The sequence below is a fragment of the Aromatoleum toluolicum genome, assembly GCF_012911005.2.
Lineage (GTDB): Bacteria > Pseudomonadota > Gammaproteobacteria > Burkholderiales > Rhodocyclaceae > Aromatoleum > Aromatoleum toluolicum.
The window spans coordinates 70,921-85,860 of sequence record NZ_WTVS01000004.1 but is presented as its reverse complement, the minus strand read 5'-3'; the positions used below and the strand labels follow the sequence as shown (position 1 = coordinate 85,860).

At 65.8% G+C, this 14,940-nt stretch carries 11 protein-coding genes; 9 read left to right on the top strand and 2 right to left on the bottom strand.

Going from position 1 to position 14,940, the window contains the following annotated elements:
- Positions 1 to 5: 5 nt before the first annotated feature.
- The 4 genes from GPA27_RS03205 to GPA27_RS03190 all read left to right on the top strand — a co-directional run bounded on the left by GPA27_RS03205 (position 6) and on the right by GPA27_RS03190 (position 5,065).
- Positions 6 to 1,484 carry a 3-oxoacyl-[acyl-carrier-protein] synthase III C-terminal domain-containing protein gene (locus GPA27_RS03205; protein ID WP_169137775.1) on the top strand — a complete coding sequence of 493 codons (1,479 nt, stop codon included), beginning with the start codon at positions 6 to 8 and terminating at the stop codon, positions 1,482 to 1,484.
- Between the two features lie 2 nt (positions 1,485 to 1,486).
- Complete coding sequence (locus tag GPA27_RS03200) at positions 1,487 to 2,689, top strand: acetyl-CoA acetyltransferase (RefSeq protein ID WP_169137773.1); 1,203 nt, start codon at positions 1,487 to 1,489, stop codon at positions 2,687 to 2,689.
- Positions 2,686 to 3,963, top strand: a complete 1,278-nt coding sequence (locus GPA27_RS03195) for an acetyl-CoA hydrolase/transferase family protein (RefSeq protein ID WP_169137771.1) — start codon at positions 2,686 to 2,688, stop codon at positions 3,961 to 3,963. Before GPA27_RS03200 ends, GPA27_RS03195 begins: the two co-directional genes overlap by 4 nt.
- A 319-nt stretch (positions 3,964 to 4,282) precedes the next feature.
- The gene (locus tag GPA27_RS03190; RefSeq protein ID WP_169137769.1) at positions 4,283 to 5,065 is read left to right on the top strand and encodes a tyrosine-protein phosphatase; all 783 of its coding nucleotides are present in this window, start codon (positions 4,283 to 4,285) and stop codon (positions 5,063 to 5,065) included.
- A gap of 40 nt (positions 5,066 to 5,105) precedes the next feature.
- Here GPA27_RS03190 and GPA27_RS03185 read toward each other — a convergent pair whose 3' ends face one another.
- Together GPA27_RS03185 and GPA27_RS03180 are read right to left on the bottom strand one after the other, a co-directional pair.
- Positions 5,106 to 5,828, bottom strand: coding sequence for a class I SAM-dependent methyltransferase (locus GPA27_RS03185; RefSeq protein ID WP_169137767.1), 723 nt, complete (start codon positions 5,826 to 5,828; stop codon positions 5,106 to 5,108).
- A 40-nt stretch (positions 5,829 to 5,868) separates the two neighbouring features.
- A complete protein-coding gene (locus GPA27_RS03180; protein ID WP_169137765.1) occupies positions 5,869 to 7,116 on the bottom strand; it encodes an acyl-CoA dehydrogenase family protein in 1,248 nt (415 codons plus the stop codon).
- Between the two features lie 593 nt (positions 7,117 to 7,709).
- On the opposite strand from GPA27_RS03180, the gene GPA27_RS03175 reads away from it, so the two are divergent.
- From GPA27_RS03175 to GPA27_RS03155, 5 genes are all read left to right on the top strand, one after another.
- Entirely contained in the window at positions 7,710 to 8,969 is a 1,260-nt protein-coding gene (locus GPA27_RS03175) for an acyl-CoA dehydrogenase family protein (RefSeq protein WP_169137763.1), read from the top strand.
- Positions 8,970 to 9,070: 101 nt separating this feature from the next.
- On the top strand, positions 9,071 to 11,668 hold the full coding sequence (locus GPA27_RS03170; RefSeq protein ID WP_169137761.1) for a molybdopterin-dependent oxidoreductase: 2,598 nt from the start codon (positions 9,071 to 9,073) through the stop codon (positions 11,666 to 11,668).
- Between the two features lie 75 nt (positions 11,669 to 11,743).
- The gene (locus tag GPA27_RS03165) at positions 11,744 to 12,358 is read left to right on the top strand and encodes a 4Fe-4S dicluster domain-containing protein (RefSeq protein WP_246260918.1); all 615 of its coding nucleotides are present in this window, start codon (positions 11,744 to 11,746) and stop codon (positions 12,356 to 12,358) included.
- A gap of 41 nt (positions 12,359 to 12,399) precedes the next feature.
- A complete protein-coding gene (locus tag GPA27_RS03160; RefSeq protein ID WP_169137759.1) occupies positions 12,400 to 13,311 on the top strand; it encodes a DmsC/YnfH family molybdoenzyme membrane anchor subunit in 912 nt (303 codons plus the stop codon).
- 157 nt (positions 13,312 to 13,468) lie between these two features.
- On the top strand, positions 13,469 to 14,935 hold the full coding sequence (locus tag GPA27_RS03155; RefSeq protein WP_169137757.1) for an FAD-binding protein: 1,467 nt from the start codon (positions 13,469 to 13,471) through the stop codon (positions 14,933 to 14,935).
- Positions 14,936 to 14,940 lie beyond the last annotated feature (5 nt).

The following is a 14,940-nucleotide window of genomic DNA, read 5'->3' as shown; positions in this document are numbered from 1 at the left end:
TCATAATGAATACGAACAACGGCGCGAATAACGGCGCCGCGACCGATCGCGGCATTCTTGCAGTCGGCGCCTACCTGCCGCGGCTTCGTCTGGACCGCAAGTCGGTCGCGGCGGGCCACCGCTGGATGGCACCGGGCTTGCGCGGCCTCGCCCAGGGCGTGCGCAGCATGGCGAACTGGGACGAAGACGCCATCACCATGGCCGTGGAGGCCGGACGGCGGGCACTCGCCGCCGCCCAGGCACCCGCGCCGGAGATGTTGACGCTCGCGTCGACGACGCTTCCGTTCGCCGATCGGCTCAATGCCGCCGTCGTCGCGTCCGCACTGTCATTGCCGAAGGCGCTCGCGGCCAGCGATTGTGGCGGGAGCCTGCGTGCGGGCGGCAGTGCGCTGATCCGTGCGCTGCAGGGTTCCGGTGGACAGCAACTGCTGATCGCCTCCGAACGGCGCATTCCGCGTCCGGCGAGCACCGCCGAACTGATGGTGGGCGACGGCGCCGCGGCGCTGCTGGTGGGGGAGGGCGAGCCGATCGCGCGTCTGCTCGGCTCGGCCAGCCTGACTGCCGACTTCGTCGACCATTTCCGCGAGTCGGGCCGTGACGGGGATTACGGCTGGGAAGAGCGCTGGGTGCGGGACGAGGGCTTGTCGAAGCTCGTGCCGCCGGTCGTGAAGCAGGCGCTGCAGGCGGCCGGCGTCGACGCAAACCGCATCGACCACTTTGTGATGCCGGAGAAGCTGCGCAAGGTCGGGCCAATGGTCGCGAAAAAGGTCGGCGTGCGGCCGGAGACCATCGTCGATCCGCTTTTCGACCGTTGCGGCGATACCGGGGCCGCGCATCCGCTGTTGATGCTGGCGCGCACCCTTGCCAAAGCCGGGCCAGGACAGACTATCCTCGTCGTGCAGTTTGGCAGCGGCTGCGATGCGCTGGTGCTCGAGACGACGGACAGGGCCACCGGGTCAGATACCGAGCCCGCGTGGCTCGACGAAGGCCAGGTCGAGACGAACTATCTCAAGTACCTGTCCTTCACCGGCCAGATCGAGCTCGAATGGGGCATGCGCGCCGAGATGGACAACAAGACGGCGCTGTCGGCGGCGTGGCGCGCCGAGGAAACGGTCCACGGCTTCAGCGGCGGGCGCTGCGGCGAGTGCGGTACGGTGCAGTTCCCGGCCAGCCGGATCTGCGTGAATCCGGATTGCGGCGCGGTCGACACGCAGCAGCCTTACCGCCTGGCCGACGAGCCGGCGAAGATCCGCAGCTTCACCTGCGACTGGCTGTCATACAAGCCGTGTCCGCCGTTCATGTTCGGTCACGTCGAGTTCGCCAATGCCGCACGCGTGCTGATGGAGTTCGCCGATTGCGATCCGGCCGATCTCGCGGTCGGCGTACCCCTCGACATGGTGTTCCGGATCAAGGAAGTCGATCCGATGCGCGGATTCCGGCGCTATTTCTGGAAAGCGAAGCCGCAACTCAAGGCGGGAGAATAAGAATGGCAAATGGAATTCGTGATCGCGTTGCGATCGTCGGAATGGGCTGCTCGCGTTTCGGCGAGCGCTGGTCGGACAACGCCGAGGACCTGATGCTGGAGGCCTTCTCCGAGGCGCTGAGGGACGCCGGCATCGAAAGGAACAAGATCGAGGCGGCGTGGCTCGGCGTGTGCCTCGAAGAGAACAACGTCGGCAAGACGGCCGGCCCGCTTGCCCAGGGGCTGCGGCTGCCCTACATCGCCGTGACGCGCGTCGAGAACGCGTGCGCGACGGGCACCGAGGCGCTGCGCGGCGCCGTCTATGCGGTGGCCTCCGGCGCCTATGACATCGCGCTCGCACTCGGCGTCGAAAAGCTCAAGGACACCGGCTACGGTGGGCTGCCGGTGCGCACCCGTGGTGTAGTCGCCGACTTGTGGCTGCCGAACGCTTCCGCGCCCGGCGCCTTCGCACAATTGGCTTCGGCCTACCAGGCGAAGTACGGCGTGTCCTACGACGACCTCAAGCAGGCGATGGCGCACGTGTCGGTTAAGAGCCACGACAACGCGGTGCTCAATCCCAAGGCGCACTTGCGCAACAAGATCACGATCGACGACGTGCTCAAGGCGCCCACCGTGGCGGAGCCGCTGGGCTTGTACGATTGCAGCGGCGTAAGCGATGGGGCGGCCTGCGCGATCGTCACCACGCCGGAGATCGCCCGCGAGCTGGGCAAGCGCGACATCGTGACCGTCAAGTCGCTGCAGCTCGCGGTGTCGAACGGCGAGGAGGCGCAGTTCAGTAATTGGGATGGCGCCTCGGTCCGCACCGCCGAAGTCGCGGCGGCGAAAGCTTACCGCGAGGCCGGCATCGCCGATCCGCGCGAAGCGCTCGACCTGATCGAAGTGCACGACTGCTTTTCGATCACCGAGCTGGTGCTGATGGAAAACCTCGGCCTGAGCGACCCGGGCCGCGCGCCCTTCGACATCCTCGAGGGCCGCTACGACCGCAACGGCAAGATCCCCTGCCAGGTGGACGGCGGCTTGAAGTGCTTCGGACACCCGATCGGCGCGTCGGGCCTGCGCATGGTCTACGAGGTGTATCAGCAGATCCTCGGCCGCGCGGGCGAACGACAGTTGGCGAAGGCCGACATCGGCTTGACGCAGAACCTGGGCGGGCATCCGCACCAGAACGTCTGCGCGATCTCCATCATCGGTCGCCTCGGCGCATGACCATCGGCTCCGCCGCAACGCGCCATCAGCGCCTGTCGATGGCGGAAGTTGTCGAAGGCCTGCGCCCCGGCATGACGGTTTTCGTGTCCGGCACATCGGGCGAGTCGCTGGCGTTCGCAGAGGCGCTCAAGTCGAACCCGGATGCCGCTGCCGGCGTGCGCTTCGTCGGCGTGCTCTTCCCGGGCATCAACGACATCGCCTACGTCGGCCTGCACCCGGAAGCGCGCCAACGCGCCTACTTCATGATGCCCGGCTTCCGGCCGGATTTTCTGAACGGGCGGGTCGAGCTGCTGCCGATCGATTACCTCGGCGCGTGGCGCGACCTGGCGACACTCGACGTCGATGTCGCGATCGCACAGGTGAGCGAGCCCGATGCAGAGGGACGGCTGAGCCTCGGCATCTGCCACGATTTCGTATCGGCGGTATGGGGGAGGGCGCGCCGCAAGGTCGCGCACATCAACCCGCGCATGCCGCGCACGCGGAGTGGAGTTTCATTGAATCTGGACGAGTGCGACGTAATCGTCGAGGTCGATGCTCCGCTCGTCATGCTCGCGCCCGAAGCCGCCAGCGCGCCGCTTCAGCAACTCGCTGCCCACGTCGCCGGCATCGTGCGCGACGGCGACACGCTGCAGCTTGGCATCGGCCGCATGGTCACGGCCGTGCTCGAATCGCTCGCGTCGCACCGTCGCCTCGCGCTGCACGCGGGGATGGCGACCGAAGCCGTGCTGCCGTTGCTGGCTCAGGGTGTTATCGACGGGCCGGGAAGCCTTTCAGTCGGAATTGCCTTGGGCGGAGAGGATTTCTATCGCCGCGCGGCCGAAGACGAGCGTTTCCGCTTTGCGCCGGTCTCGGAAACACACGACATCCGGCGAATCGCAGCAATCGACAACTTCGTTGCGATCAATGCGGCAATCGAAGTGGATCTCCTTGGGCAGGTCAATTGCGAGACCCTCGGCGGACAATTGGTGGCCGGCGCCGGCGGTATGCCAGCCTTCGCGCAGGGGGCAAAACTTTCCGAAGGAGGACGGGCGGTATTCGCGCTACTTTCGACCGCCTCGCGCGGCGCCGTGTCGCGCATCGTCCCGCAACTCGATGCGTCGTCACTCGTCGGCGCGGCACGGCACGTGGCCGATTTCGTCGTGACAGAATACGGCGTGGCCGACCTTCGTGGCGCAGGTCTGGGCGAGCGAGCCGCGCGCCTCATCGCGATCGCCGCCCCTGATCACCGGGATGCTCTATCGGACGCTTGGCGAGTCCGGCGCGCGAAATTTTAGGGAGCGGGCGGCATCAATCGAAACCGTTCTCCAAAACGGCTCAGGCTTCAGCGCTGATTCGGCGGCAGCGTAAGGACGACCGCTTGGAAGGCCAAGAAACGTGGGGCACCTCATACACCTTTTCGCCATTAGCCTGAGCGATGGTCTTGGAAAGCCCCTGCTTGATGCTCCTCCGTACGCTACCCCCGCCCAGCTACAACCGCAGGTCCGTCACCCTCAGGAGTGGTGGCGCAGTGCCCGCCCTTGGTAAAATCCGATGTGCGTCGACACTGTGAGCGCCACCGCGGTCGCGCGCATCGCAAAGCGGAAAGAGAGGGGGGTGACATTGCATTGGGAACTGAGTGGCACGTCCAATTTTCGCAGTCTCGCAGGCCTGCCAACCGCGGATGGACGCCGCATCGCGGGTCATGTGGTGCTGCGCTCCGATCAACTGGATCGCCTGAAGCCGGCGGACTGGGGCGTGCTTGCATCGCTGGGCGTGAAGACCGTGTGCGACCTGCGCACTGCCTCGGAGCGCAACCGTTTCCCGAACCGCCTGCCCGAGCATGGCATGCGGCAGATTCCCATCGAGCTTGTTGGCGATGTGCGGTCCAACCCCGAGCTGGTCGAACCGCTGCGCCGGCGCCACGGCGCCGAGGGCGCGGTGGAGATGATGAAGCAGATGTACCGCCAGTTTCCCGAGGCGCTCGCTCCGCATCTCGCGACGCTATTCGGGCTCTTCCGCGAGGACGAGGTGCCGGTGCTCGTGCATTGCGTGGTCGGCAAGGACCGCACCGGCTTCACCGTCGCGGTGATCCTGCGTGCGCTGGGCGTCGCCGATGAGGTCGTGATGGCGGATTACCTCCTATCGGCGCGCATTCGCCAGATTGCCGACGAGGAGCGGCGCGCCGCCACCGCAAGGATCATCCGGCGCGTTACCGAGCGGGACGTGACGGACGACATGGTCGACGCGATCCTGGACGCCCGCCCGGAATACCTGAACGCCGCGCTGGATGCCGTGCGCGAGCGCTACGGCTCGATGGAGGGTTACCTGAAGGCGCGCGCCGGCCTGGACGAACGTGCGCTCGCCGAATTGCGCGAGCGCTGGCTGGAATCACGGTGAGGCCCCCCGCCGCGCAAGGGGAAAGCGTGCGGGGCCCGGTTCAAGCGTCCAGCGCTGCGTCGCCCTCCGGTTTCCGCAGCACGTAGAAGACGTAACCGTAGTTGTCGTCGGCCGAATCGAAGACCCGGATCCCCTCCAGCGTCTGAGCGGCGATAGCCCGCACCGCCTTTTCGGGGTGATGCAGGAGGGATTGCGCGATGGGCTCAAGCTTGTCGTAGTATCCATCGACCCAGGCGGCTCTTGAGAGCACGTGCGTGGCAATCACGTCGTAGCCCGCGCTGCGCGCGATCGACAGGTTCTCGTCGACGGTGCGCATGTCGGGATAGCCGCTGCGGAAATAGGTGCGCACATGTTCGGGCACTGTGTCGCGCAACCATGACAACTCGCTCACGACGGCGTATCCGCCCGGGCGGATGGCCTGGTGCCAAGTGGTCAGCGCATTGGGAAAGCCGATGTGGTAGGCGGCGCATTCGGACCACAGGAGATCGACGGCACGAAAAATCGCAGGAATGTGCGCCATGTCCATGCAATGCGTCTGCACCAGATGCTCGACGCCTAGATCTACGGAATAGTGCATAAGACTGTCGAGATGCTTCACTGCGCTGTCGACCGCATGCACCTTCGTCTGCAAGCGGCGGGCGAGGGCGAGCGTCTGGCGGCCGATACCGCTGCCGGCATCGACGACGACGGAGAAAGTGTCGCGGGGAATCATGGCCAACACTTGCAGTGTGTCGGCGTCGCTTCCAGGGCCAAGTTTTTCCATGCTGGAGTCGTATGAGCTTGAGGTGGAGGTAACGGATGCCCTATTCGAGCAAATAGTAGGCAGCCGTCGCGCCGCGGCTGGCCTTTGCCTTGTCCAGCTCGCTGCGGGCCACCACGCGCAGGTGGACTTCGTCCGGGCCGTCGAAGAAGCGCATGGCCCGGCCCCAGGTCCAGAACAGCGACAGTGGCGTATCCGGCGTGAGGCCCATCGCGCCGAACACCTGCATGGCGCGATCGAGAATGCGGGTCTGCAGCTGCGCGGCGACGAGCTTGATGGCCGAGACATCGACGCGCGCGGCCTGGTTGCCGCGCTGGTCCATCAGCCATGCGGCACGCAGGACGAGCAGGCGCGCCTGGTCGATCTCGACGCGCGAGTGGGCGATCCATTCCTGGATGTTGGCGAAGTCGCTCAGATATTTTCCGAAGGTGCGCCGCTCGAGGGCGCGTTCGCACATCATTTCGAGCGCGAGTTCGCACTGGCCGATGGTGCGCATGCAGTGATGCACGCGCCCCGGGCCGAGGCGCGCCTGCGCGAGGGCGAAGCCGTTGCCTTCTTCGCCGAGGAGGTTCTCCGCCGGCACGCGGACCTCGCGGAACACGATCTCGCAGTGCCCTTCGGGCGACAGGTGGTGCATCACGGGGATGTTGCGCACGATCTCGACGCCCGGCGTGTCCATCGGCACGATCACCATCGAATGCCGGCAATGCGTCTGCTCGTCCGTGCCATCGCTCGTCTGGCCCATCACGATCGCGAAAGTGCAGCGGGGATGGGCTGCTCCCGTGACGAACCACTTGCGGCCGTTGATGACGTAATCGTCGCCGTCGCGGCGGATCGTGGTGCGGATGTTGGTCGCGTCCGAGGAGGCGACGTCCGGCTCGGTCATCGCGAAGCACGAGCGGATGCGGCCGTCGAGCAGCGGCCGTAGCCAGCGTTCGTATTGCGCGTCGTCGGCGTGCAGGTGCAGCAGTTCCATGTTGCCGGTGTCGGGCGCGCTGCAGTTGAACACCTCGGCGGACCACGGGATACGGCCCATCGCTTCGGCGAGCGGGGCGTATTCGACATTGTCGAGCCGGGTGCCGGGCTCATGTTCGCGCAGGCCGGGCAGGAACAGGTTCCACAAACCTTCGTCGCGCGCTATGGCCTTGAGCGGTTCGACGATCGCGAGCGGGTATTCGCCGCGTGCGGCGCACTGGTGCCACTTCAGATTGGCCGGCAGGACGCGCCGGGCCATGAAGTGGCGCAGCACGTCCAGGACCATCTCCGTCTTCTCGGAATAGTCGAAATCCATCGGGTTCCGTTCCTCGTATAGGGCCGGGGGCAGGCCGTCGTTCGTGTTCGTGATCCCGGCCGCACAGGTGTGCATGGATTATAGACGACCGACTGGGCGGTCGTGTATCTTGCATGCAAACAAATCGGCTGGCGGGGCACTCGCCTTTCCCGCGAATCGCGGGTTACGCAATAAGCGAGGATGGGTAAGTGAAAGCGATGGTTGACGCTGGTGCAGGTGGGTGGCATGGCGGTGGAGCGTCCTGAATCGTGGCGCCCGCAGGGGGTCGGGCCGACGGAAGGTGAGGACGGCCGCGCTCGGACTCACGACCCGCAGTCGCTGACCTGTCCGCTGATCCCCACGCGCCTGAAATTCACCTGCTCGGGGCGCTGCAAGTGGTGCAAGCCAATGGTCGACTCGGAATCGTCTCCAGTCGCCGGGGTTGATGACGGTGAGCGGGAGGGGTGACCAATGCGACCGGATGTGAATCGATATATTGACACCCGACCGGTCGGTCGGGTACGCTGGGTCATGTCAGCGCGCGTATTCGCAAGGCGGTTTCGCCGCCCACGCCGGGCCGGAGCTGCGTCATCAATTCACAGAGGTCGCCAGAAATGAATTTTGAGCAATCGAAGAAATCAATTGAGTGGATGGAGCGGGTCCGGACTTTCATGGACGAGCACATCTATCCGGCCATTCCGCTGTATCACCAGCAGGCAGCAAGCATCGACCGCTGGAAGGAGACGCCGCCGATCTTCGAGGAGCTCAAGTCCAGGGCGCGCGCTGAAGGCCTGTGGAACATCTTCATGCCGCCGTCGGATCACGACGACGAGTTCTTCACGAGCATCGGCCTGACCAACGTCGAGTACGCCCCGATCGCGGAGCTGATGGGGCGCGTCTCCTTCGGTTCCGAGGTGTTCAACTGCATGGCGCCGGACACCGGCAACTTCGAGGTGCTGCACCGTTATGGCACGAAGGACCAGAAGAAGCGCTTCATGGTGCCGCTGATGAACGGCGAGACGCGCTCGGCCTTCCTGATGACCGAGCCCAAGGTGGCATCGTCCGACGCGCGCAACATCCGCACCGAGATCCGCCGCGAAGGCGACGAGTACGTGATCAACGGTCACAAGTGGTGGTCGTCGGGCGCGGGCCATCCCCACTGCGCGTTCTTCATCGTGATGGGCAAGACCGATCCGAACGCCGAGACCTATCGCCAGCAGTCGATGATCCTGGTGCCGAGCGACGCGCCGGGGGTCACCGTGGTGCGCCACCTCAACGTGTTCGGCTTCGACCATGCGCCGCACGGGCACTTCGAGGTGATCCTCGAAAACGTCCGCGTGCCGGTGGAGAACCTAATCCTCGGCGAGGGTCGCGGCTTCGAGATCGCGCAGGGGCGCCTCGGGCCGGGGCGCATCCATCACTGCATGCGCAACATCGCCTCCGCCGAGGTCGCGCTGGAGAAGATGTGCATTCGCCTGATGTCGCGCGAGGCCTTCGGCAAGAAGATCAACGAGCATTCGGTGTGGGAGGAGCGCATCGCCAACGCGCGCATCGACATCGAGATGGTGCGACTGCTGTGCATGAAGGCTGCCTACATGATGGACACGGTCGGCAACAAGGCCGCGCGCGGCGAGATCGCGATGATCAAGGTCGTCGCCCCACAGGTTGCGCAGCGCATCATCGACATGGCGATCCAGGCGCACGGCGGCGGCGGTGTTTCGCAGGATTTCGGGCTGGCCGAGATGTACGCGAATACCCGGATCGTGCGATTGACCGACGGGCCGGACGAGGTGCATTGTCGGACGGTTGCCAAGCTTGAGTGCCGGAAGTACGAGGGCCGCGACTACGCGAGCATCAAGGCGTATTCGAAGTAATCGCGACGTGACCGCGAAGTGATGCGCACGGGGCGGCGCGAGTGCGACCGTCCCCGGCAGGGATAACGATACGGTTGGAGGGACAGAGAGTGACAGCGTCGGTGAAAAGCGGTACGTGGGAGGATGTCGAGCTCAAGACCACCTGCTACGGTTGCCCGGCAGGCACTTGCGGCATGCTCGCACGTCGGGTCGATGGCATAGTCGTCGCCGTGCGCGGCGACCCCGAGGATCCCTTCAGCCAAGGCAAGCTATGCGCGAAGGGCCAGGCGCAGCTGATGATGGCCTACAGCAAGCGGCGCGTGACCAAGCCGCTCAAGCGCACGAACCCCGAGAAGGGCATCGGGGTGGATCCGGGCTGGGTCGAGATCAGCTACGACGAAGCCGTCGCGATCACTGCGGAGAAGGTCAAGCACTGCCGGGAAGTCGACCCCGGCGGGCTGGTGTTCGCGACTTCCGATTTCACGACGCTGCCGTGGTTCCTGCCCTCGCTGCTGATCTCCTTCGGCAGCTTCAATCACACCTCGGGTGGTCGCGCGTTCTGCGGCAACAACGTGCACCCGGTGCTGCAGCAGGTGCATGGCGGTTTCCACGTCGGCCCCGACTTCCACTTCTGCAATCACCTCATGCTGTTCGGCTCGAACAAGGGGGCGATGTCGAACTGGGCGGCGGTGACCGCGACCCTCGAAATGTCGCGCGCGCGCCGCCGCGGCATGAAGCTGGTGGTCATCGATCCGTGGTGCTCGAACGCGGCGTCCATCGCCGACGAGTGGGTGCCGATCCGGCCCGGCACCGACGGCGCGCTGGTGATGGCGATGATCAACGTGATGGTCAACGAGCTCGGCATGTACGACGTCGAGTTCGTGCGCAACCTGAGCAACGGATCCTACCTGATCCGCGACGTCGACGGGCATTACGCGCGCGATCCGGCGACGGGCAAGCCGCAGCTGTGGGATACCGCGGACCAGAAGGCCAAGGTGTACGACGATCCGTCGCTTGCCGTGCCGGCGCTGGAGGGCAGCTTCGTGGTCGACGGCGAGCCGTGCACGCCGTCCTTCCAGCTTCTCAGGAAGCACCTGACCAAGTTCACGCCCGAGAGCGCCGCAGAGATCACGACCGTGCCGGCGCACACGATCCGCCGGCTGGCGCGCGAGTTCGCGACCGCGGCCTCGGTCGGTTCGACGATCGAGATGGACGGCCACACGCTGCCGCTGCGCCCGGCGTGCGCGCACTGGTACAAGGGCATCAGCCAGCACTCGCAGGGTTTCGAGCAGGGCTTGGCGATCGCGATGCTGAATACGATCGTCGGCGCGGTGGACGTGCCCGGCGGGCTGCTCGCCGACACCGTGTATGCGCACCACCCCGAGTTTGCCGAGAACAGCACCTGGATGGGCGCCGGCTCGGGCATGCGCGAGCGCGACGGCCTCGTCGCCGCGGGCAAGATCGCGACCTACGGCGACTCCTTCCCGGCGCCCTTCCCGATGAAGGACGTGCCCAAGCCGTACAACATGTCGGCGGACTCGCTGGCGGCGGTGGGTTCGTACAACAGCGGCCTGGTGAGCAAGGTCAGCGTGCTGGAGCCGAAGACGTTCAACGACAAGGTGCCGCACAACCCGATGGTGTATGTGCAGGTGGTGTCGAACGACATCCTCAACGAGGGCAACCCCAAGCAGCAGGGGGACTTCCACCGGAAATTCGGCTTCCAGCTGTCGATCGTGCCGAACATCGACGAGACCGCCGAGTTCGCCGACATCATCTTCCCGACGCAGACGCAGCTCGAACGCCTCGACATGGGGGCGAACAACATCCCCGACACGATGGGCTCGACGGCGACCAATGAGTACTGCATCAACCTGCGCCAGCCGGTCGTGCCGACCGACTACAAGCACAACGTCGACATCTGGATCGACATCGCGGAGAAGGCGGGCTTCCTGCCGGCCTTCAACCAGACGGTCAACCAGTTCCTCGAACTGAAGGGCGAATGGGCGCTGGAAGCCGGCAAGAAGTATGACAACAAGGGACTAATGGAGCGCTGGATACGGTCGATGACCGCCGGCAAGCTCTCGCTCGAGGACGTCGCCAAGGAAGGGCGCATCCGCTGGGCGAAAACCGTGCAGGAGAAGTATCCGCGTCCGTTCTACAAGAGCCGCATCCCGGTGTATTACGAGTACTTCCTTGAGGCCGGCGCGCGCGTGAAGGCGACGACCGACTCGATCGGCATGGACTGGGACGTGTCGCGCTACAAGCCGCTGGTCGACTGGTACCCGGCGCCGGGACACGGGCGCGGCCAGAACGGCTACGAGCTGTTCGCGGTGAGCTTCAAGTGGCCCTTCCTCACCAGCACCTTCTCGAACTTCAACCCGTGGCTCGCCGAGCTGGCGCAGTACCACCCCTACGTCGGCAAGATCATCCTCAACCGCAGTTACGCCGAGTCGCAGGGCCTGCGCGAAGGCGACCGCGTGGTGGCGGAGAACCTGCGCGGGCGCCGGGTGGAGGGCGTCCTGCTGCTCAGCGAGTGCATCCATCCGGAATGCGTCGGAATGGATCACCACGGCGGGAGCTGGGCAAAGGCCCTGCCGCCGCGGCGCAAGAACACCGGGCCGCACTTCGGCGAGCTGCTCGATTACGACATGAAGAATCTCGACATCATGGACGGCGCGTTCGAGGCCAGTCCGAAACTGCGGGTCACGCGCATGGGCTGACGCCCGCCGAGTGGCGACGACGACAAACGAGATCGAGAAAATTATTTCCCCACGGATTGCAGGAGGTTGGTACTGATGGCTCGACTGGGTATGGTCATTGACTTGAAGGTGTGTGTGGGTTGCCATGCGTGCACGGCCGCCTGCAAAGCCACCAACGGCACGCCGCCGGACATCTACTTTGCGCGCGTGCATGAACGGGAAGTGGGCGTGTTTCCGAATGCCCGACGGGAGTTCCTGCCGGTGTTGTGCAACCACTGCGAAGATCCGCCGTGCGTGCCGGTGTGTCCCACGGGCGCGAGCTACAAGCGCGAGGATGGCATCGTCGCCGTCAAGAGCGACCTTTGCATCGGTTGTCGCAGCTGTGCGACGTCCTGCCCATACGAGCACCGCCATTACGTGAAGCCGGGCATCCTGGAAACCGGCTACTTCAATGGTGAGCTCACCCTTTATGAGAAGGCGAAGTACAACCGCTGGGACTCAGGCACGGTCATCAAGTGCGACTTCTGCATGGATCGCGTCGACCAGGGCCTGCAGCCGGCGTGTGTTGAAACCTGCCCGGCCGAAGCCCGGATTTTCGGCGACCTGGCCGATCCGGACAGTGCGCCGAGCAAGCTGCTGCGCGAGAACGAGTCCTTCACGCTGCTGCCGGATGCCGGCACCAAGCCGAGCGTGCATTACCTCAAGGCCTGATGCGTCCAGCGCCAATCACCTGATCCAAGGGAATCGATGTCATGAGCCTTAAGTACCAGACCGGCGTTCGCTTCAATCATCATCTGGGCCCCCAGGAAACCTTGAGTTTCATGGGCGAGGGGGTCGGCGCGGCGCTGTTCGCGATCGCTTTCTTCACCGGGCAGTGGCTGCTCGCGGGGCCGGGCATCCTGTTCGTGATCGGCGCGGTCGTCGCGCTTCTCGGCCACCTCGGCAATCCGCAGCGCGCATGGCGGGCGGTGACACGGGTGGGCACGTCGTGGGTGAGCCGTGGCACGCTGTTCATCGGCGTCTTCGCCGGGCTCGCGATCCTCTCGGTCGCGGCGGGTTACCTCGGCATGATCGCATTGCAGGGGCCGCTGGCGCTCGCGGCGCTTGTCGTCGCGGTGCCGGTGATGGCCTACGCGGGCATGCTGCTGCGCTCGATGCGGGCGATCCGCCTGTGGCGCGGGCCCTTCGTCCCGCTCGCGTTCGTCGCGCACTCGCTGGCGACGGCGCTGGTTCTCGCGTGGGCGGTGATGCCGCTCCTCGCGGGCGCTGCGGCCGCGCCGTGGCTGCAGCCGGCGGCGATGGTGGCGCTCGTCGCCAGTGCGCTGGTGTCGGTGCTGCACCTCTTGCGCGCGGAGCGCAGCGTCGGGGTACGCGCGTCCTTCGAGCGGATGTTTTCGGGCGACCTGAAGACGAGCTTCCTCGTGGGCGCTTGCGTATGCGGCATCGTCGTGCCCCTGGTGGTGATGGCGGTGCTGTCGGCTTTTTCCGGCGGTGCCGTGACGGTGCTGATGCTCGCGGTTGCGCTGTGCCGGCTGTATGGAGACTTCGCCTACCGCAACGCGGTGGTGCTGGCCGGTGCCTACGAGCCGGTGATGCCGGACTGGCCAATGCGTTCCTTCACGCCGCCCGCGGCGCCCACCTGCAGCACGGCGGGGCAGCACTGAGCGGTCAGCGCCGGGTAAATAGGCGGACGCCGTCCGGCGTCCGCTCCAGTCTTTCGATACGGGTGACCCGGCGGCAGCCGGAGCGTCGGGGGCGCCCGAGGGCGGCATTCGGCCGCTGGTTGCCGCTCGTTGCCCGACAACAGCGATGGAGGCATGGATGAAGGCAATCCCCGAAGTGATCGAGTCGGCGAACGTGCTGCACTGGGAAGACAAGGCCGACGTGATCGTGGTCGGCTACGGCATCGCCGGTGCGTGCGCGGCGCTGGAGGCGAAGCGCGCCGGCGCGGACGTGCTGGTCGTGGAGCGCGCGAGCGGCGGTGGCGGTGCGAGCGCGATGTCGTCAGGCATCTTCTACCTCGGCGGCGGAACGCCCGTGCAGAAGGCTGCCGGCTACGAGGATACGCCCGACGAGATGTACAAGTTCCTGATGGCGAGCACCCGGGCGCCGGACGCGGGGCTGGTGCGGCGCTTCTGCGATGGCTGCGTGGAGCATTTCGACTGGCTGGAAGCGCAAGGTGTGCAGTTCGAGCGTAGCTACTATCCGGGCAAGTCGGTGTTCCTGAATACCACGGAATGCCTGATGAGCACCGGCAGCGAGAAGGTGTGGCCGTTCCGCGACATCGCGAAGCCCGCACCACGCGGCCACAAGGTCGCACGGGCCGGCGACGATGCCGGTTCGCAGGCGATGGAGGCGCTGCTTGCACGCTGCGCCGCGGAAGGGATTCGCGCAGCCTACGACAGCCAGGTCACGGGCCTCGTGATGGATGCGGACGGCCGCATCGTCGGCGTGCGCGTGAAGCGTTCGGGCGAGGAGATCCATCTGCGCGCGCGGCGCGGCGTGATCCTGTCTACCGGCGGTTTCAACCTCAACTGCGACATGCTGGAAGAGTACGTGCCGCAGGTGACGGGCAACTCCGAACCGCTGGGCATCCCGTACAACGACGGCGCAGGGATCAAGCTCGGCGTGTCGGCGGGCGGGGCGACGCAGGCGATGGACGGGGTGATCGCGACGGCGTCGTTCTATCCGCCCGCGCAACTGATCAAGGGCATTCTCGTGAATTCGCACGGCGAGCGTTTCGTGGCCGAGGATTCGTATCACGGCCGCACCGCCGCGCACATCATCGAGCAGCCCGAGTACAAGGCCTACCTGATCCTCGATGCGGAGATCTTCGCCTATCCGGAACTCACGGACTATTCGCACCACACGCTGGTGGACGGTTGGGAGACGGTGGAGGAGATGGAGGCGGGGCTGAAGTTGCCGGAAGGGTCGCTGCAGCGCACGCTCGCGGAGTACAACCGCCATGCGGAGACCGGCGTGGACCCGCTGTTCTACAAGCATCCCGAGTGGGTCAAGCCGCTCAACGTCGGCCCGTATGCGGCGTTCGATGTGTCGTTCAACAAATCGACCTATCTCTTCATCACGCTCGGCGGCCTCAAGACGAACGCCGACGGCGAGGTGCTGACGCCACTGGGCCGGACCGTTGCGGGGCTGTACGCGGCGGGGGCGTGTGTGTCGAGCATTCCGCAGAACGGCGAGGGCTACGCGAGCGGGCTGAGTCTCGGGCCGGGGTCGTTCTTCGGGCGTTGCGCCGGACGGCGCGCGGCGGCGGCGATGCCTGCCTGAGCCAC